This window comes from Treponema socranskii subsp. socranskii VPI DR56BR1116 = ATCC 35536 (assembly GCF_000468115.1).
Taxonomy (GTDB): Bacteria; Spirochaetota; Spirochaetia; order Treponematales; family Treponemataceae; genus Treponema_D; species Treponema_D socranskii.
Genome location: NZ_AVQI01000022.1, coordinates 59,298 through 78,874, shown reverse-complemented (window position 1 = coordinate 78,874; position 19,577 = coordinate 59,298). Strand labels below are relative to the sequence as shown.

The 19,577-nt window shown below is 51.1% G+C and carries 18 protein-coding genes and 1 tRNA gene; 13 read left to right on the top strand and 6 right to left on the bottom strand.

Going from position 1 to position 19,577, the window contains the following annotated elements; all coding sequences use genetic code 11:
- Window positions 1-309 precede the first annotated feature (309 nt).
- From HMPREF0860_RS03960 to HMPREF0860_RS03945, 4 genes are all read left to right on the top strand, one after another.
- A complete protein-coding gene (locus tag HMPREF0860_RS03960) occupies window positions 310-2,403 on the top strand; it encodes a methyl-accepting chemotaxis protein (RefSeq protein WP_021331257.1) in 2,094 nt (697 codons plus the stop codon).
- Between the two features lie 96 nt (window positions 2,404-2,499).
- Window positions 2,500-2,571: transfer RNA gene (locus HMPREF0860_RS03955), tRNA-Cys, on the top strand.
- A gap of 50 nt (window positions 2,572-2,621) precedes the next feature.
- Window positions 2,622-3,563: a thioredoxin-disulfide reductase gene (trxB, locus tag HMPREF0860_RS03950; RefSeq protein ID WP_021331234.1), complete on the top strand. Its 942-nt coding sequence runs from the start codon at window positions 2,622-2,624 to the stop codon at window positions 3,561-3,563.
- Entirely contained in the window at window positions 3,560-5,263 is a 1,704-nt protein-coding gene (locus HMPREF0860_RS03945) for a glycoside hydrolase family 3 protein (protein ID WP_021331267.1), read from the top strand. The genes trxB and HMPREF0860_RS03945 overlap by 4 nt, the downstream gene beginning before the upstream one ends.
- Window positions 5,264-5,462: 199 nt before the next feature.
- Here HMPREF0860_RS03945 and HMPREF0860_RS03940 read toward each other — a convergent pair whose 3' ends face one another.
- The 4 genes from HMPREF0860_RS03940 to HMPREF0860_RS03925 are packed head-to-tail and all read right to left on the bottom strand — an operon-like array spanning window position 5,463 to window position 10,037.
- Window positions 5,463-6,833, bottom strand: a complete 1,371-nt coding sequence (locus tag HMPREF0860_RS03940) for a GntP family permease (protein ID WP_021331235.1) — start codon at window positions 6,831-6,833, stop codon at window positions 5,463-5,465.
- Between the two features lie 51 nt (window positions 6,834-6,884).
- On the bottom strand, window positions 6,885-7,886 hold the full coding sequence (gene pdxA, locus HMPREF0860_RS03935) for a 4-hydroxythreonine-4-phosphate dehydrogenase PdxA (RefSeq protein WP_021331232.1): 1,002 nt from the start codon (window positions 7,884-7,886) through the stop codon (window positions 6,885-6,887).
- A gap of 54 nt (window positions 7,887-7,940) precedes the next feature.
- Window positions 7,941-9,236, bottom strand: coding sequence for a four-carbon acid sugar kinase family protein (locus tag HMPREF0860_RS03930; protein WP_021495499.1), 1,296 nt, complete (start codon window positions 9,234-9,236; stop codon window positions 7,941-7,943).
- A gap of 33 nt (window positions 9,237-9,269) precedes the next feature.
- Window positions 9,270-10,037, bottom strand: a complete 768-nt coding sequence (locus HMPREF0860_RS03925) for a DeoR/GlpR family DNA-binding transcription regulator (RefSeq protein ID WP_021331254.1) — start codon at window positions 10,035-10,037, stop codon at window positions 9,270-9,272.
- Window positions 10,038-10,244: 207 nt separating this feature from the next.
- On the opposite strand from HMPREF0860_RS03925, the gene HMPREF0860_RS03920 reads away from it, so the two are divergent.
- Window positions 10,245-10,496, top strand: coding sequence for a GlsB/YeaQ/YmgE family stress response membrane protein (locus HMPREF0860_RS03920; RefSeq protein WP_021331260.1), 252 nt, complete (start codon window positions 10,245-10,247; stop codon window positions 10,494-10,496).
- A 97-nt stretch (window positions 10,497-10,593) separates the two neighbouring features.
- Here HMPREF0860_RS03920 and HMPREF0860_RS03915 read toward each other — a convergent pair whose 3' ends face one another.
- Together HMPREF0860_RS03915 and trxA are read right to left on the bottom strand one after the other, a co-directional pair.
- Complete coding sequence (locus HMPREF0860_RS03915; protein WP_021331263.1) at window positions 10,594-11,274, bottom strand: tRNA-uridine aminocarboxypropyltransferase; 681 nt, start codon at window positions 11,272-11,274, stop codon at window positions 10,594-10,596.
- Window positions 11,271-11,582, bottom strand: coding sequence for a thioredoxin (trxA, locus tag HMPREF0860_RS03910; protein WP_021331264.1), 312 nt, complete (start codon window positions 11,580-11,582; stop codon window positions 11,271-11,273). Before trxA ends, HMPREF0860_RS03915 begins: the two co-directional genes overlap by 4 nt.
- Before the next feature lie 88 nt (window positions 11,583-11,670).
- Between trxA and HMPREF0860_RS03905 the strand changes: the two genes are divergently transcribed.
- The 8 genes from HMPREF0860_RS03905 (at window position 11,671) to rplB (ending at window position 19,560) form a co-directional block, all read left to right on the top strand.
- Window positions 11,671-13,083 carry an MATE family efflux transporter gene (locus tag HMPREF0860_RS03905; RefSeq protein ID WP_021331250.1) on the top strand — a complete coding sequence of 471 codons (1,413 nt, stop codon included), beginning with the start codon at window positions 11,671-11,673 and terminating at the stop codon, window positions 13,081-13,083.
- Between the two features lie 116 nt (window positions 13,084-13,199).
- A complete protein-coding gene (gene hisIE, locus HMPREF0860_RS03900; protein WP_021331236.1) occupies window positions 13,200-14,498 on the top strand; it encodes a bifunctional phosphoribosyl-AMP cyclohydrolase/phosphoribosyl-ATP diphosphatase HisIE in 1,299 nt (432 codons plus the stop codon).
- 933 nt (window positions 14,499-15,431) lie between these two features.
- Window positions 15,432-16,628, top strand: coding sequence for an elongation factor Tu (gene tuf, locus HMPREF0860_RS03890; RefSeq protein WP_038081704.1), 1,197 nt, complete (start codon window positions 15,432-15,434; stop codon window positions 16,626-16,628).
- A gap of 54 nt (window positions 16,629-16,682) precedes the next feature.
- Window positions 16,683-16,991, top strand: a complete 309-nt coding sequence (gene rpsJ, locus HMPREF0860_RS03885; RefSeq protein WP_021331258.1) for a 30S ribosomal protein S10 — start codon at window positions 16,683-16,685, stop codon at window positions 16,989-16,991.
- Window positions 16,992-17,142: 151 nt separating this feature from the next.
- Entirely contained in the window at window positions 17,143-17,763 is a 621-nt protein-coding gene (gene rplC / locus HMPREF0860_RS03880) for a 50S ribosomal protein L3 (protein ID WP_021331255.1), read from the top strand.
- A gap of 19 nt (window positions 17,764-17,782) precedes the next feature.
- On the top strand, window positions 17,783-18,424 hold the full coding sequence (gene rplD, locus HMPREF0860_RS03875; protein WP_021331238.1) for a 50S ribosomal protein L4: 642 nt from the start codon (window positions 17,783-17,785) through the stop codon (window positions 18,422-18,424).
- On the top strand, window positions 18,424-18,708 hold the full coding sequence (locus HMPREF0860_RS03870; RefSeq protein WP_021331276.1) for a 50S ribosomal protein L23: 285 nt from the start codon (window positions 18,424-18,426) through the stop codon (window positions 18,706-18,708). Before rplD ends, HMPREF0860_RS03870 begins: the two co-directional genes overlap by 1 nt.
- Before the next feature lie 27 nt (window positions 18,709-18,735).
- Window positions 18,736-19,560: a 50S ribosomal protein L2 gene (rplB, locus tag HMPREF0860_RS03865; RefSeq protein ID WP_021331285.1), complete on the top strand. Its 825-nt coding sequence runs from the start codon at window positions 18,736-18,738 to the stop codon at window positions 19,558-19,560.
- Window positions 19,561-19,577: the final 17 nt, after the last annotated feature.

The following is a 19,577-nucleotide window of genomic DNA, read 5'->3' as shown; positions in this document are numbered from 1 at the left end:
CCCCCCCCCCCCCCGAAAAATAGAATCCGTTAATAATTATAAACGTTTATTCTCCGCTTGCGATTGCTTATTAAAAAATTATCGACACTTGCTGCTCGATTATTATGATTTACTTACGCATTGCCAAAGCGTATTATTAAAAAATAAAAATACCGTCGATTATTATCGCTCTCTTTTTGTACATTCTTCCGGTACGACAAATACGACATCCGTTTTATATCGTTTTGACGATCATACTGAAATACGCATCGGCAAACTTATATGATTGCCGTGCATAATAAATAAAAAAATATTATTGGAGGCTTTACCTTGAAAAAACGTTTTTCGATCCGTTATAAGCTTATCCTTATTTTCGGATTATTAATTTTGGCAGCCGGCGTTATCGAATCGCTGCTTGCCGTACGCTCAGCCCGCAAAGCTGTTATCGAAAAAGTTGAAACGCATCTTATCGACAAGGCGACCGATGTCGCTGAAATTGTCGATGGAAAAGCAAATGCTTTTTTTCAGTTTTTTGAAGGTGTCGCCCGTGCTCCGATACTGCACGATCCCTCCGTTTCATATCGGGAGAAAACGGCGTATTTAAAAAAGGAAGCGGCGTTTAACGACAGAATTCATCGGATGGATTTAGCCGATATGCGCGGTATACGGCACACCGCCGACGGCCGACAGCTGGACGTTTCCAAGGGAGATTTTTTTATCGCTGCGTCGCGAGGGAAAAGATTTCTTTCGGAGCCGCTTGTGTCGCGATTGGACGGAGTGTTGATCGTCGTCTTTGCCGTGCCCATTTACGATGACAACCATACGGTGACCGACGTTTTGTTGGCGACGGTGGAAGCTTCAATGCTTTCGCACGATATTTCCGATATCGTTGTCGGTAAAACCGGTTATTGTTACGTACTCGGTTTAACGGGAACGACCGTTGCGATGCAAGATTTTAGTAAAGTAAAAAACATGGAAAACATATTGAAAATGGCAGAAACCGATAAAACGCTCGCATCTTTTGCAGCATTTGAAAAAATGGCGCTTGAAATCGACGAACCGTCAATAGGGTTTTACGAATATAACGGCATACGTAAAATCGCTTCGTATGCTACGATGAAAACAACCGGCTGGACGATTATCATAAGCGCACCGGTAGAAGAATTTCTGGGCACGGTAACCGAGCTGATGTTTAAAATGGTTATCACCGGTATAGCTATTTTGCTTGTCGCGCTTGTCGTCACTTATTTCGTCGCGCGCGCTGTTATCAAACCGATTCAAAATGCCGTCGGCGCCCTGAAAAATATCGCGCAAGGAGAAGGAGACCTCACTGTCCGCCTTCCCGTACACGGTAACGATGAAATCACCGATATGGCCGAATACTTCAACGAAACGATTGCGAAAATCGGCCTTTCCATAAAAGCGGTCGGAGAAAGCAGCGACACGATGGAAAACGTCGGCTCAACGCTCGCATCGAATATGACTGAAACGGCAAGCGCTGTTCATGAAATAAGCAGCAATATCGACGGTGTAAAACAGCAGGCGCTGACTCAAGCGGCAAGCGTGAGCGAAACCGCCGCCACCATTGAAGAAATCGTGCGTACAATCAAACAGCTCAATAACAGCATTGAAATGCAAGCTGCGAGCGTCGCGCAGTCGTCCGCATCGGTTGAAGAGATGGTCGCGAATATCGGCGCGGTTTCGCAGACGCTCGAACAGACCGATGACGTTATCAGAACGCTTGCGAATGCGACTGCCGACGGTAAAGGCACGGTCGTCAACGCAAATACGGTAACACAGCAAATCGCCGAAGAATCGGGGAGCTTGTTGGAAGCGTCGAGCGTTATTCAACACATTGCAAGTCAAACGAACTTGCTCGCGATGAATGCGGCGATCGAAGCGGCGCACGCGGGAGAAGCAGGAAAGGGCTTTGCCGTCGTTGCCGATGAAATTCGAAAGCTCGCCGAAGATTCCGCAGTGCAGGGGAAGACTATCACATCGACGCTGAAAACGCTGAGCGGAGAAATCGAAGTGTTGTCCGATTCCGCGAAAACGGCGGAAGAAAAGTTCAATGCGATATTTAATTTATCGGAACGGGTAAAGTCGATGAGCGACCGATTGACCGAAGCGATGCGTGAGCAGGAAAACGGGAGCAAAGAAGTGCTCGCGGCGATAAAGAACATCAACGCGGTGACGATGGAAGTACAGGCGGGGTCGGAAGAGATGCTGAAGGGCGGAGAGAGCGTCGCCGCAGAGATGCGGAAGCTCGACGACCTGACGCGCATCATTACCGACAGCATGAATGAAATGGCGTCGGGAGCGGTACAGATCAACAACGCGGTGCAGGAAGTGAACCGGATCACGCAGGAAAACAAAACGAGCATTCAAAGACTGGCGGCTGAAGTCGACAAGTTTAAAGTGTGATGAAATGCATTTAAAAAAGTAATGAGGCGGTTCTGTTTTACAGAGCCGCTTTTTACCCTCTAGACATACTGTCGTTTTTTTTGTTATAGTAAAGACGGCGTCGTACCCAAGTGGTAAGGGACGGGTCTGCAAAACCCTTATGCAGCGGTTCAATTCCGCTCGACGCCTTGGGCCGGAATGTCGTATGATGTTCCGGCTTTTTTTCATCGGGGCGGCGTATGGAAACCATTTCGTGTGATTACATCATTGTCGGAGCAGGCAGCGCGGGGCTCGCGTCGGCACAATATGCCGCGCGTGCGGGTTTGCGCACGGTTGTCTTCGATCCGTTCGGTCCGGGCGGACAGGTGCTGCAGATCGTCGAGCTTGAAAATTATCCCGGCGTCTTTCCGGCCGTTACAGGAATCGATTTTATCGACACGATGAAAAAGCAGGCGGAATTTTTCGGCGCGCGGATCGTACAGGAAAAAATCGTTTCGATCGATAAAATCAAAAATACGTTTTACGTTCGTGCGGAAGGCGGCGTCTATACCGCTTCCGCGCTCCTTATTGCGACGGGCGCCGAACACCGCATGCTCGGCGTTCCCGGCGAAAAAGAATTGACCGGCAGGGGCGTTTCATACTGTGCGACCTGCGACGGGCCTTTTTTTCGCAATAAAGCGATCGTCGTCGTCGGGGGCGGGAATTCGGCGTGTACGGAAGCGCTCTACCTTGCAACGCTTTCTCCGAACGTTACGCTCGTCCATCGCAAAGCGCAGTTTCGCGCGGAATACGCCGTCGTCGAAAGAGTGAAAAACGAAAAAAACATAAGCATCAAATACAATACGCTCGTAAAAGAAATCCGCGGAAACGGACGGGTACAATCCGTATTGCTCGAAGATACGGAAACAAAAACGGAGACGGAACTGCCCGCCGCCGCCGTCTTCATCTTTGTCGGCATGAAAGCGCGCACGGCTCTCTTCGATACGCTGCCGAAAGATAAGTCGGGCTATATCGTGACGAACGAAAAGACGGAAACGATTATACCGGGCTTGTACTGTGCGGGTGATGTGCGCGCAAAGCCGTTCCGGCAAATTATCACGGCCGTGTCCGACGGTGCGATTGCCGCGCATGAAGCCGCCGAATACGTAAAGCGCATTTCGTCGCCCGGAGACGGAACATGAAACGCTTTGCAAAATCACTATTGTTAATTATTAATATTATGATCGCTTCTTTGCCGCCGCTTTTTGCGCAGAGCGGAAAGTCCAACGGCCCGCTTCCGGCAAATGTTACGTTTTGGAGCGATTACCCTGCCGATATACTTGCGCGTACGATTGTCGAGCGCATGAGCGACGCGGAATGCCTGTCGCAAATTTTTATGTTCGGCTGGGCGGGCGCTGAACCGGAACAGCTTTTGTACGATTGGGTTTCGCGCGGACTCGGCAGCGTAAAAGTGTTCGGATGGAATACCGACGATATCCGCCTTGTCGCAGACTCTATTTTTTCGCTGCAGCGGAGCGCGTCGCAGACGAGATTTAAAATACCGCTGTTCGTCGCGACCGATCAGGAAGGCGGCTGGATCCGCCACGTCAAAGGCGAAACGTCCGTTACACCGGGCAATATGGCGATCGGAGCGGCGGGCTATCCCGTCGACGCGTGGTACAGCGCGTATTATATTTCGCGCGAAATCAAAGCGCTCGGTATCAATATGAATTTTGCGCCGTCGGTCGATCTCTTTACCGACCGCGCTTCTTCGATCATCGGACCGAGGTCTTTCGGCGACAATCCCGAATATGCTGGCATCCTCGGAGCGGCTTTTTGCGCCGGCAGCGTTGCGGCGGGCGTCATCCCCACGGCAAAACATTTTCCGGGACACGGAGATACTGACGGCGATTCGCACGTAAAGCTTCCCGAAATCGATATAGACGAAAAAACCTTTACGCATCGCGAACTTGTCCCGTTCGAATACCTCGTCAAGCGGAAAATCTCCGCGATCATGTCGGGACATTTGAGTTTTCCGAAAATCGACGCAAGCGGTGCGCCCGCATCCCTTTCTAAATATTTTCTCACCGATTTGCTGCGCGGAAAGCTCGGCTTTGACGGATTGATAATTACCGACGACATGATGATGAACGGCGATACGCTCTATGCGGGCTCTTTGACGAACGCGTTTTACCTCGCGATAGCGGCAGGCAACGATATCCTTATCTCTTCTACGACGGCGCGCTTAAACGAACCGTTGTGGTCGGTAAACCTGGAGCGTATGAAAACCGACGGCGCATTTCGCGATCGCGTTCACGATGCGGCGTACCGCGTCCTCAAAGCGAAGCTCGACTATTTTAAAAGCGGAAACGCAGCCCCTCTCTATCCCGACGCCGCTGCGATCGGCCGGCATATCCCCGATAGAGAAGGCGAAAAATTTTTTCTCGAACAGGCGTGCCGTTCGATTACGCTGTATAAAAAAGGTACGGTGCCGCTTTCGGCAAAAGATGCCGGCCGTGTGCTTTTCGTCGGCTCTCTTTCGCGTTTTTTCAGCGAAGGAAAACGGCGCTATGCGTCTTCCGGCGATTACCGTTTTTCTCTGGAACCGGGGCCGAACGAAACGCAGTATATGTGCGACCATATCTTGGAAAGCGCCGCTTCTTACGACACGATCGTCTGCTGCGTTTCGAATGCGCAGTCTGCGCACATCGCCCGTACGCTTAAAGGAAGCGGAAAGAGAGTTGTAATCTTTTCGATTATGTCGCCCGAACACTCCCTCGATTTCGGCTGGGCGGATTCCGTCGTCATGGGATACAGCTGGTCGTCGTATACGCTCGATGCGATGTTCGGTGCCCTTGCAGGCGAATACGCTGCCCGTGGTACGCTGCCGTTTAAACCGTAAATTCGGCGGCGATTTTTAAGTGCATTTCTCGCATCGCTAATTGAACAAGGTATCGTTTTTTTGCGTTTAAAATTATTAGGTTCGCTAGGACTGTGCAAAAACTTCAGTTTTTTGCGCTGTGCGAATATGAAAAAGGGGGTAGGGGTATGGAAGGCAAACCCGTAAGCGTGTATGCGATTACGGGTTTGTACGTTGAAAATTACATAAAAATATCGAGTATGAGCAAGGCGGCAAAGCCGACCGCCCATGCGATCGTCGTCGAAATCGACCACACACGGATCTGCTCTTTCGTGTCGGTGATGCCGCTCAAGCGGTTTACGACCCAGTAGAAACTGTCGTTGAAGTACGAAAAGAAGAGCGAGCCGACCGTCGCCGCGAGCGCGCCGAGTACCATATTGCCGCCTGAGGCCGCAACGATCGGAGCGGTGATTCCCGCAGCGGTGATCATAGCGACGGTACCCGAACCTTGCACGAAGCGTACGAGCGTCGCGATGATAAAGGGCAGGAGGATGACGGGAATGTGCGTCGCAGCGATTCCTTGTGCGATATAATTTCCGACGCCCGCATCTTTGATAACCTGTCCGAGCGCGCCGCCTCCGCCGGTCACGAGTATGATGATGCCTGCACTTTTGATGCTCGCCTCAAGCGTATTGATAACGGACTCTCTGCTCTGTCCGCGCGTCAGCGTAAAGATCGCAAGCAGCGTTCCGATCAGCACCGCGAAAATCGGCGTACCGACGACGAAAAAAAACGTTGCGATCGCTCCCGTCGCCTTCAGTGCGGAAAGAACCGTATTTAATAAAATGAGTACGACCGGCAGAACGATGGGCATAAACGAAACGAATGTGGACGGCAGTTTTTTTGCATTTGCGTCGTCGTTCGTATCGTACTGCGGTTTTTGATAAGGCGGACGCTGCCATTCGCCTTCTTTATCGCCCGGAATCTGATAGATCTTTTTGCCGAGCCATTTGCCGTAAAGCATGACCGCGAGCGCCATCGGGATGGACACGACGAGTCCGAGCAGTAAAAAATTGCCGACGTCGATTCCGAAGGTTCCTGCGACGCCGAGCGGCCCGGGCGTCGGCGGTACGAGCGAGTGCGTGATGACCAAGCCTCCCGCGAGCGCGATGCTCAGCGACACCATCGATTTTTTCGTTTCTTTTGAAAGCGCGCGTGCGAGCGGCGAGAGGATGACGAATCCCGAATCGCAAAAGATCGCGATCGAAACGACGTATCCGGTAACGGCCATCGCAAACTCTTCCCGTCCCTTGCCGAAGAGTTTAAGGAATGCCCTCGCCATACGCTCTGCGGCTCCCGACGCTTCGAATATCTGTCCCATCATGACACCCAAGCCGATGATGATACCGATACCGCCGAGCGTTCCGCCGAAGCCCTTTGTGATCGTCCCCGCAATCGCCGTCGGTGCCATACCGCCTGCAAGTCCGATGATACATGATGCGATAATCAATGCGATAAACACGTGGACTTTCGTTTTGAGAATGAGCAGAATCAGCACTAAAAGTCCGATTCCGAGTCCCACGAGCATCTGTGCTCCTGAAATGTCTCCCATACTTTCATCCTATAAAGCGTTGTTTATTTTATACGGCTCCAATCCGCATAATCATCCGTTAATAAAATTCGGCGAATACTTTACCGCAAGGCGGATCGCTTCTATCATGCTCACCGCGCTCGCCTTTCCCGTACCGGCAATGTCCATCGCAGTACCGTGATCGACTGAAGTGCGGAGAATCGGCATACCGCCGGTAACCGAAATCGTACGCTCGAAGTCGAGCGTCTTCGTCGCGATGTGTCCCTGATCGTGGTAGAGCGAAAGGACGCTGTTGAATTTGCCGGTGAGCGCAAGGTGGAAGACGGAATCCGCTCCGATGGGACCTGCGACGGGGTAGCCCTCTTTTTGGAGAGCTTCAACCGCCGGCGTTACATCCGTCACTTCTTCGGTTCCGAACAGTCCGTGTTCGCCCGAATGCGGATTCAATCCCGCGACGGCCATCGTGCCTTCGGTCACGCCGAGTTTTTTGAGCGCGTCGAGGCAGCGCTTTACGTAATCGACGATGCGCTCTTTTTTTACCATTTTACACGCTTCGATGAGAGATACGTGCCGAGTCAAAAAGAAAACGCGCAGACCGCGCACTTCGAACATCGTAAGCGGATCGCTCGTGTGCGTCAGCGCTCCGAAAATTTCCGTGTGGCCGATAAAGGGAACGCCCCCCGCTTTGAGCGCTTCTTTGTTGATCGGAGTCGTAGCGACGGCGGCGACTTTATGCTCCATCGCGAGCGAAATGCTTTTTTCGATATAATCGTATGCGGCTTTTCCGCACATACCGTCAATCGTACCGATTTTAAACTTTTCGATATCGATATTGTCGAAGTCGATGAGGTTGAGTACGCTTTCGCGGTAGTCGCCGTCTTCGGGATCTTCGATGCAGCGTATCGAAAGCGGCACCTTCGTAATCCGTATCGCGCCTTCCATGATTTTTTTGTCGCCGATCACGACGCATTTTGCCGCAGCGCACGTGTCTTTATCCGCGACGGCTTTTGCAACGATTTCCGGCCCGATGCCTGCGGGATCTCCGATCGGAATCGCAATAAAAGGTCTGTCCATACTGTTTTCTCCCAATAAATTTATTTTTTCAAATTAATAATTTTTCTACGGCATTTAAATATGCGTATTTAAATATGCGATGCAGTCTTTGAGCGCATATTTGTCACCCGCCATGCCTCCTTTTGTGATCACTTTCAAGCCGTCGAAATCTCCCCCGCACAGTTCTCCGTAGGCGGTGAGCGGCAGCACTTCCGTGTGCAGCTTGATGCTCGATACGCGAAGCGCATCGTAGACGGCGAGCGTTATATCGCATCCGCTCGTGTACAGCGCTTTGATGTCGTTTTGGCGCCGCAAAATTTCTGCAGTCATAGCTGCGAACGACGAGTTGACGATATCCGACAGTTCGCCGCTCGTACGATTCGTCCGCTTTTCGTATTTTTTAAAATCGACCCGCTTGTCGGGGTCTATACCTTCTCCGATAAGCGCGTAGATGCGGAACTCTCGTGCAGCTGCCGCAATCGCTTCGATGTTGCGCCGTATTTCCGCTTGCCGCGATTCGTCGCTTTTTATAAGTTCTTCGATCTTTACGAGCGATACGAAGATATCGCGCGACGGAAGCACTTCGTCGATCTGCGTTTTTGCGACGGCATTTACGCTTCCGATTACGAGCAGTACGGATCCGTCTTCGTTTTTTGTCCTGGGGACGACGGTACTTTTGACAAGCGCCGCCGTAAACGGTCCCGGGCCGACGCTTATAAACGGAATGTCCGATGCGATTCCTGCTTCGGCGATCAGCTCCAAATCGTCGTCGGTGATGCAGTCGAACAGGATCGTACGTATGCCTTCTTTTGCAAGCGCCGTTATGCGTCCGGCCACGTATGTTTTTCCTTTACGTAACTCACCCAAATCGACGGATGCGACGGGATACTTCGACTGTTTGCGGAATATGTCTTCGACACGGGATGTGTCGATCGGAGTTTTCGGATCGACGGCTGCGCTCGTTTTATGGAGCGGTACCGAATTGACGAGCATATATCCGCCGCAGACGATTCGTCCGGACGAGGGAAAGCTCGGAACGACGAGGGCGGTACAGTTTTCGCCGAGCGCGTCGAGCATTGCATCCGTTTCCCGTCCGAGATTTCCCCTGAGCGTGCTGTCGATGCGTTTGGCATATACTTTCGTATCGGCGCTTTTTAATTTTTTTGTCGCTTCGAATACGCGCCGGTACGCTTCTTCGCTCGTGCGGCTTCGGCTGTTTGTCGGAAACAGGATGCAGTCGCATTCACTTTGTATGCCTTGTGCTCCGTCGAGTTCCAATACGGTGTATGCACTGTATCCCGCTTTATGCAACAGTACGCCGGTCGCGTTTGCTCCCGTCAAATCGTCTGCTATGATTAAACACTGCGGCATAATTCCTCACTCCTGATATGCTGTGCCATTTGTTTATACTGCGATCACGCTGATGCGTTTTTTGCGCAGCGCGGTCAGCTCCTTTTCCGTGAATTTTTTATCGGTGATGACACCGGTATAGTCGGCAAGCGTATTGATTTTGATCGTCGCCCGCTTATCGAATTTTTCTTTGTCCGCGACGAGATACGAGCGGTCGCTGTTTTCGACAATCTTTCGCTTCAGCGCGACTTTTTCGAGCGTCGGCGTACGCACGGTAAAATCTTCGTCGATCGCAGCCGTTCCGATAAATGCCGCGTCGATGAGAAAGTTTTCGATTATTTGTTCGGCAAACATACCCATCACGCAGCCGGTCGTCTTTTGAATATAGCCGCCGCAGATATATACGTTTGTCCGGCTCTGCGACAGCATCATTGCGATTTGCAAGTCATCGGTGATGACCGTTACGTCTTTTCTGTCGGCGATGAGCTGCGCGATTTGATATGTCGTCGTCCCCGCATCGAGGAAGACGGTATCGTTCGCCTTGATGAACTTTACCGCCGCATTTGCGATTCTGCATTTTTCGGCAGCATTGGAAACCTTTTTATTGTAATACGGCGTTTCCTGTTTGATGATCGCCCCTCCGTGACAGCGGTTGATGAGCCCGCGCGTTTTTAAACTCGTCAAATCTCTGCGGATCGTCATCGCGCTTACGTCGAGTTCTTTTGCGAGAGAATCCACTTGGACGGAGCCCGCCGTTTTTATTTTATCCAAGATATAGCGTTCTCGTTCTATTTCCAACGTTTTTATTGCGTTCTTTTTCATCGGTTTTATATGTTCCTTAGTGTTTGATTGTGTTCGAACTTGTTTGATTATAAACCTGTTGTCAAAACCTGTCAAGAAATTTTTTATGCGTGTTATGCGTTGTGCAGATCGTTCTGTACGCTCGAATTGTACAGTATCCGTCTTCATTGAGCTGCGCGAAATAGTCGAAAATCCGATAATATGCTATACTGAACGCGAGGTATTGTTATGGTAATGATAATTATTTTTACAATTGTAATCGGCGCGCTCATCGGATGGCTTGCCGGAATTTTTATGAAAAGCAAACACGGTTTTTGGACAAACTGCCTGATCGGCATCATCGGTTCGATTGTGGGTTCCGCCATCGCGAATGCGCTGAACATCGGCGGCGGCGGATTCGCTTCTTCGATTATCATCGGCGTTGCGGGCGCGTGTATCTTTATCGCAGCCGTCCGCGCGATCATGGGTAAAAAATTTTAAAAGCGGAATTGTCGGTTTTGCAGCATTAAGGGGCAAGAATTATGCGGTAAAAATCGTCGATAAAACGATGAGTTGCATATTGAATTTCTAAAAATTATCAAGTTTCGGGGATCGCAACTTTTTTCGTGTACTTCCAGTTGTAGCTGTGCGTATCGGGCAGCTTGCCGTCGATGCGGTCGTTTTGCGCCTGCAGCTGATCGCGTATGAGCTTTCTGAAGACCGTCATAAGCGGTTCGGGGTCTGCGTTTTCACCGGCAAGGTGTACGGACTGGAGCTCTTTTATGAGATAATAACAGGATTCGATCGTGGAGATGTAATCGGGAGAAGGCTCCCTCTTAAACGTAAACTCGGAGCGGTAGCTGCCTGCAAACGAGAGGCGCGGAAGGTCAAGCAAAAAAGCGCTGTGCTCGATCACTTTGCGCGAACAAAACCACGTCGCGTCGATGACGAGAACGAGAAGCGTTTTGTCCCCGACGAGATCGGCGAATCCTTCGGTGCGTACCGTGTTCGCATCTTTTCCCGGGTAGAGCAGCACGGGAAAGTAGCGCTCATCGGAAAGCAGTTCATGCAGGCGCTCGTTTTTTGAAAAATCGAGTCCGACGAGAATCTCCGAATCGACGAGCGACACGTGCGCGATGCGGCCTGTTCCCGTACGCTCGCGCTTGGCTTCTTTGGGATGCATGAGCAGCACGAATTTGACACCCGCGTCTACCGGCTCCGCGTATTTGCAGAGACAGTAGCGCACGGGTCGAAAACAGCGCCAGCAGCGATCGCTCATACGCCGAGCGATTTTAACAAATCGGCTTTGCTCATCGCACCCGTTTGCTGAGCGGCGGCTTTACCGTTCTTAAACAAAATAAACGTCGGAATGCTCATGACGCGGAATTGCGCGGCAAGGCTTTCCTGTTCGTCCACGTTGACTTTGCCGACTTTCAGTACGCCTTTTTTTTCTTCGGCGATTTCCGAAACAACCGGCCCCATCATGCGGCACGGACCGCACCACGACGCCCAAAAATCGACGAGTACGGGAAGATCCGATTCGAGCACTTCGCTGTTAAAATTCTCCGCAGTAAGCGTGAGTTCCATAATTACCTCCGGTATATTATTTATTATAAAATTGTATTTATTTAAATATAGTCTTTTCTTATTGTAAAAGCAAATAAAATTCGCTACAGTGATAATCGCGAATTCGTCGGTTTTTCACAACGCGGCCGACTTTTTGCATATCTTTACGGGTGGTGCTATGACAAAAGATTTGACACAGGGAAAACCGTTTCCGCTCATCCTCGAATTTTCGATTCCGGTGCTGCTCGGCTATCTCTTCCAGCAGTTTTACAATCTCACCGATACGGTTATCGTCGGAAAATCGCTCGGCGTTCAAGCGCTTGCGGCCGTCGGCTCGACCGGCGCCGTGAATTTTTTAATAATCGGATTCGTTATGGGCGTATGCAACGGTTTTACGATTCCCGTATCGCAGCGTTTCGGCGCAAAAGATTTTTCGCTCATGCGGAAGTACGTCGCAAATATCGTATACCTGTGCGTCGCGTTTTCCGCCGTCATGGCTGTCGGCACGGTTATCTTTTGCGATCCGCTCATGCTTGCTATGGAAACGCCGGAAGACATCCTTTCTCGTGCGGGCGACTATATCAGGATAATCTTTGCAGGCATTCCGCTTACGTTTTTATACAATATAACATCCGGTTTGATCCGTGCGCTCGGCGACAGTAAAACGCCGGTATTTTTTCTCGTGCTTTCGTCGCTGCTCAATATCGCACTCGATTTGATCTTTATTCTCGCGTTTCACTGGGACGTACAGGGAGCGGCGCTCGCGACGGTTATCTCGCAGGGGGTTGCGGGTATCGCATGTCTTTTGTACATGATTAAAAAATTTGATATCATCAAACCGAAAGGCGTCGAGCGGAAATTTAATAAAAATTATTGCAGCGTGCTGTGCGGCGTCGGCGTGCCGATGGGGCTGCAGTATTCCATAACGGCGATCGGAAGCGTTATCCTGCAGGCATCGGTGAACGGACTCGGTTCCGCCGCCGTCGCCGCCGTTACGGCAGCGACCCGTGTCGGTCAATTTTTTTGTACGGTATTCGATGCGCTCGGCACGACGATGGCAACCTACGGCGGACAAAATACGGGAGCCGGCAAAATCGACCGGCTCGGTGCGGGCGTGCGCGACAGCATGATTATCGCCTCTGCGTATTCGATGATTGCACTCATCATATATTTTATCTTCGGCGATTATCTTGTCATGCTCTTTATGAACGGAGAGCAGACGGAAATTATTAAAAATGCAAAACTGTTTTTGCTGCAAAACGGTTCCGCATACGTTCTTTTGTCGGTCGTAAATATTTTCCGATTTATGATTCAAGGCATGGGATTTTCGCGCTTTGCGATTTTTTCCGGCGTGTTCGAAATGATCGCGCGTATGCTCATGGGCGTCTTTATGGTGCCGCATTTCGGTTTTGTGAGCGCGGGTTTCGCTTCTCCGTTCGCATGGCTTTTGGCAGATTGCTTTTTGATACCCGCGTTTATCCGCTGCAGGCGTACGCTTGCAAAGCAATTTAACAAGCGATAGCTTTCGACGTGCTCGGTATCACATCATATCGATAAGGCAGGCGGGGAAACGACACCGACGGTTTCTTAATAATTTTTTATGTTGTCAGTCCTTTCTCTTTCTGCTACACTGCGCCTATGGTCATATCTTCCATCGATTTAAAAGACGGACACGTCGTGCAGCTGAAAAACGGCGAACATCCGATACTCGCGCGGGATGATGCGGAATCGCTCATCGAAGAATTCGACAGGTACGGTGAAGTCGCCGTCATCGATTTGGATGCGGCGCTCGGAAACGTCGACTCTCACGGCGACACGAAAAATACGCCGCTCTTAAAACGGCTTTTGTGCAAAAGTAACGTACGCACGGGCGGCGGCATACGTACTGTCGCGCATGCAAAAGAGCTCGTGTCACTCGGCGCAGAAAAAGTGATCATCGGTTCGGCGGCGTGGAAAAAAAATCCGAAAGCGGGGGAGTGCCCGCTCGATGTCGAATTCCTCGATTCTCTCGTCCGGGCGATCGGCCGGCAGCGCGTTATCGTCGCCGTCGATGCGAAAGGCGGAAAAGTTGCAGTGCACGGCTGGACTGAAACGACGGACGTGCCGTTTATAGAAGGAGCCGTGCTGGCGGAAAAATACTGCAGCGAAATTTTATTTACCTGCGTCGAAAAAGAAGGCTGTATGCAGGGCGCCGATACGGATGCGGTCAAAAAACTGCGCGAAGCGGTACAGTGCCGCATCGTTGTAGCAGGCGGCGTTTCGTCGACGGAAGAAATCGTGCAGCTTGAAAAGCTCGGATGCGACGTGCAGCTCGGCATGGCGCTCTATACCGGAAAAGTTTCGCTTGCCGATGCGTTTATCGGCTGTTTGAATTGGGATAAAGTCGATCTCATTCCGGTGATCGCGCAGAGCGTAAACGGAGACGTGCTTATGCTCGGCTATGCGAACCGCGCGGCGTTTGAAAAAACCTTTGAAACGAACAAGCTGACCTTTTTCAGCCGTACGCGGGGAGTGCTGTGGACGAAGGGCGAACACAGCGGACACTGGCTTTCGGTGAAAAAACTTCGCGCCGACTGCGATCGGGATACCGTGCTTGCGACGGTCGTTCCTCACGGGGGCGTGTGCCATACGGGCAGCTTTACCTGCTTTACGGGCGAAGCCGGTGAAGCGTCGTCCGCCGGAAGATTATACGATATCATCGCGGACAGGTTTACGCACCCGAAGCCCGGCTCTTATACTGCGACGCTCGACGGAAAGCGCGTCCGTGAAAAGATTTTGGAAGAAGCCGACGAGTTGTGCAACGAAGCGGAGACGAAGCAGGATGTCGTGTGGGAAGCCGCGGATCTGTTTTATTTTATAAACGTGCTCATGTACCGCGAAGGCGTTACCTGGCGCGACGTTTATGCAGAGCTCGACAGACGACATAAGAGCACATAAATCCGAGCAGTGCGGAGGATTTATGTGCGTCTCTAATAAAAGAAAAACGGCTCTGCCGTTTTTCAACTCCCGACTTCAAGAATGATTCCGAGCAGTGCGGAGGATTTATGTGCGTCTCCAATAAAAGAAAAACGGCTCTGCCGTTTTTCGCCTCCCGACTTATTTACAGATTCCGAGCAGTGTTCGTTCGCGGTACATCCGTGTACCGCTCACTATCGCATTTTTGCTTTGCAAAAATGCGCAGCTGTTTTGCAAAGGTACGACACGGCGATCGACAATTTAAAAGCCGAAGCCGATGGAAAGCTGCCGGAAGTTTTCGGCGGACAGGGAAATTGGTCAAAGAGTGCCGTTCACGTCTGTGGGCGGCGTTTTTGTATGGAACGGGGCGGTGTAAAATCTTCATTAGATTCGTCCGTGTTTGCCGAAAAAAATCGTAAAATTTTTCGTTTCCCTCTTGCATCTTTTTTGCAAATACTGTATAACTACAGAACGCGTCGTTTTTGCGCGTAAAAGGGTTCTTTGAGAGTCAATCGGAGCGAGCTCCGGTATCCCCGTAAAGTCAACCGGTTTCGGTTTTCAGGCGGATACGGCCCTGAGTGCGGATTCTGCTGCCGTCGGCAGCGGAAGTTTATTATAGAAGCATTTCGGGTTTTTGACCGGTCCTAACGGACTGCGGCTCGAAGATGCCAAACCAGTTGTCAAAGCGAGTTTGATGATGATCGGTGGTGTCGGCCAAGAATGTTCCGAAAGTATGGAACATTTCGTATGAATACAAATTCTTGTCCGTCAAATTACGTTCATCATATCATTCTCACAAATAACAGTGTGTATGCGAATGTGGCGTTTTCTGTTGGAAATTGTCCCGTTCTGGCTTAAAGTGCAACACATACCATTATGCAATGTCGGACAAGGAAATCCGGCAAGGAGAAAATCATGGCAAAGGAAAAGTTCGTCAGAACTAAACCCCACATGAACGTTGGAACCATCGGTCACGTAGACCATGGTAAGACTACGCTGTCGGCTGCTATCACCCAATATTGTGCAAGAAAATTCGGTGACCACGCGCTCAAGTATGACGAAATCGACAATGCTCCTGAAGAAAAGGCACGCGGTATCACAATCAATACCCGTCACCTTGAGTACCAGTCCGATAAGCGCCACTATGCGCACATCGACTGCCCGGGACACGCCGACTATATCAAAAACATGATCACCGGTGCGGCGCAGATGGACGGTTCCATCCTCGTCGTTTCCGCTCCGGACGGCTGTATGCCCCAGACGAAAGAGCACTTGCTGCTTGCTCGTCAGGTCGGTGTTCCGAAGATCATCGTTTTCCTCAATAAATGCGATCAGTTCGATCCCGCTGAAGCTGCCGATATGACCGAAATGGCGGTCGAAGACGTCAAAGACACGATTGCAAAATACGGCTTTTCCGCCGATACGCCGATTATCAAAGGTTCGGCATTTAAAGCGTTGAACCAGCCCGAAGATCCCGAAAACACGAAGTGCATTGAAGAGCTGCTCACGGCTATGGATACGTGGTTCGACGATCCCGTCCGTGACGAAGATAAGCCCTTCCTTATGCCGCTCGAAGATATCTTTACGATCACCGGACGCGGTACGGTTGTAACGGGTCGTATCGAACGCGGCGTCGTCAATATGAACGACGAAGTTGAAATCGTCGGCATCCGCCCGACACAAAAATCGACGGTTACGGGTATCGAAATGTTCCAAAAGACCCTCGATCAGGGTATGGCCGGCGACAACGTCGGTATCCTTTTGCGTGGTATCGAAAAGAAAGATGTCGAGCGCGGTCAGGTTCTCGCAAAGCCGGGTTCCATCCACCCGCACACGAAATTCGAAGCGCAAATCTACGTTCTTACGGAAGCCGAAGGCGGCCGCAAAAAACCGTTCTTCTCCGGCTATCGCCCGCAGTTCTATTTCCGCACGACGGATATCACCGGAACGATCGAACTCGAAGCGAACGTTCAGATGGTAAAACCGGGCGACAACGTCAAGATCATCGGCGAACTCATTCACCCGATCGCTATGGATGAAGGTCTGAAGCTTGCTATCCGCGAAGGCGGTCACACGATCGCATCGGGACAGGTTACGAAGATTATCGAGTAGTTTTCGAAACGGGCGGCGCTCTTTGCAGCGCCGTTCGCATCGATTGGAGGAATAATGGCAAGTGGTAAGATTCGCGTCACGCTCCATGCGTACGATGTGGAAGTGATCGATCAAAGTGCAAAAGCCATCGTGCAGACTGTTCAAAAAGCGGGTGCTCAAGTTTCGGGGCCGATTCCGCTTCCGACAAAGATCAATAAGATAACGGTGCTCCGTTCGCCGCATGTAAACAAAAAGTCGCGCGAGCAGTTTGAGATGCGCACGCACAAACGTCTTATCGATATATTGAATCCGACTTCGGATGTGATGGATTCCCTTATGAAGTTGGAACTGCCTGCCGGTGTTGAAGTAAAAGTAAAGCAGTGATTTCCGTTCGGAAATCCGCTGTATACGGTACGCTCCCGAGGATCCGGGATGACGGCCGAGCCGAAGCGTCCGCGCTTTCAGGCGAACGTTTTTACGGCAAAGCTTGTACGGAATGCCGCGCAGGTTTTGCAAATTTTACAGGAGTATCAGAATGAAAGGTCTGATTGCAAAAAAAGTGGGGATGACGCAGGTATTCGATGAAAGCGGAAACCTTATTCCGGTAACCGTGATCCGCATCGATCCCAATACCGTCATCGCTACGAGAACAAAAGAGCGCAACGGCTATGATGCCGTCGTCCTCGGAATTGACGATGCAAAAGAATCGAGAGTGACAAAAGCGTATAAAAATCAATTTGCGGAAAATATCGCGCCGAAGCGGACATTGAAAGAATTCCGCGATTTCGAAAAAGAAGTGAAAGTCGGCGATCAAATCGGCATGGAATTGTTCGACGGTGTCCGCTTTCTCGACGTTACGTCGACGTCAAAGGGTAAGGGCTTTCAGGGCGTTATGAAACGCTGGGGCTTTCACGGCGGACGTGCTTCGCACGGTTCGAAGTTTCACCGCGAAGCCGGCGGCACGGGACAGTCTACAACTCCGGGTCATACGTTCAAAAATATTAAAATGCCCGGCCGCATGGGTTCGAAAAAGGTTACGATTCAAAATCTGCAGGTCGTCAAAACCGATGCGGATCTGAAAGTGATTATGGTTCGCGGGGCCGTTCCCGGGAATAAAGACTGCACGCTGATCGTCAAGTCCGCGGTGAAAAAATAACGACGGAAGGTGACTCATTATGGAAAAGAAAGTCTTTTCGGTCGACGGTAAAGAGCTGCGTACGATTTCGCTTGACGACGCCGTATTCGGTCTTCCGGTAAATGAAGATGTCATTTACTATGCCGTCACGAATGAATTGGCAAACAGGCGCGTCGGAACCGCTTGCACAAAAGGTCGTTCCGAAGTGCACGGCAGCAATGCGAAGCCGTATAAACAAAAGGGTACGGGACACGCGCGCCGCGGCGATAAAAAATCTCCGCTTCTCGCAGGCGGCGGTACGATTTTCGGACCGAAACCGCGCGATTTCAGCTACGCGATACCGAAAAAAGAAAAACGCCTGGCGATGAAATCGATTTTGAGTATGCAGGTGCAGAGCGACCGCTTTACCGTCGTCGAAGATTTTACGATCGACAGCGGCAAAACGAAAGATCTGGTAAAGATTCTCGACAATTTTACCAAGGGCGAGCGTACGGTGCTCATCTTAAAGGATGACGATCCCAAGATCAAACAAGCTGCGCGCAATATCCCGTCGCTGCAGTTTTTGTCGTACAACCGCTTGAGCGCGCATGCGCTGTTTTACGGACGGAAGATTATCGCTCTCGAAAGTGCGGTAAAAAATCTTTCTTCGTTTTACGCGGCGAAAGAAAAGGAGGCTGAATAATGGATATCACGGATATTCTTATCAGGCCGGTTATTTCGGAAAAGGCGAATATGCTGCGCGAGCAGGATAAATACGTTTTCATCGTTCACAAAGATGCGAGCAAAATACAGATTAAAGACGCCGTTCGAAAGCTCTTTAACGTAAAGGTTATCGGCTGCACGACGATGAATATTGGCGGAAAGATGCGGCGCACGCGGGGCATTCCCGGTATGACCGCTTCGTATAAAAAAGCGATTGTGCGCGTCGCCCCTGGTGAAAAGATCCAGGCGTTTGAAGGCGTGTGAGCTTTTTAAAGATTAAGGGGATTTACAATGGCTCTTAAGATATTTAAGCCGATAACGCCGGGTACGCGCGGACGCGTGGACTTGGTGCGAGATCACTTGACGGCAAAGAAACCCGAAAAAACACTTACGTCAGGTATGGTGTCTCACGCGGGCCGCGGAGGCGGCGGACGGATTTCCGTGCGCCATCAGGGCGGCGGACACAAACGGAAGTATCGAGACATCGATTTTAAACGCAATAAACACGGTATTCCCGGTACGGTGAAGACGATCGAATACGATCCGAACCGCAGCGCAAATATCGCGCTCGTGTATTATGCCGACGGCGACAAGCGCTATATCATCGCGCCGAAGGGTTTGCAGGTCGGACAAAAGATTATGGCCGGCGAAACGGCGGCTCCGACGGTCGGCAATGCACTGCCGCTCGGTCTCATTCCCGTCGGTTTTACGGTGCACAATATCGAATTGCAGCTCGGACGCGGCGGACAGCTCGCGCGTTCGGCCGGTACGAGTGCGATGATCGCCGGCAACGAAGGCGAATACGTTATCATCCGTTTGCCGTCGAGCGAATTGCGCAGAATCAACGGCAAATGCTATGCGACGATCGGCGTCGTCGGAAACGAAGATCACATGAACGTGCGGCTCGGAAAAGCAGGCCGCAGACGCTGGATGGGCGTTCGCCCGACGGTCCGCGGTATGGCGATGAACCCTGTCGATCACCCGCTCGGCGGCGGTGAGGGCGCCGGAAAGGGACGTAATCCCGTTACTCCGTGGGGACAGCCGTGCAAAGGCTATAAAACCCGCAACAAGCGGAAAACGTCGAGTAAATTTATTATTTCGCGCCGTAAGAAGTAAGTGCGGAGGAGCTGACA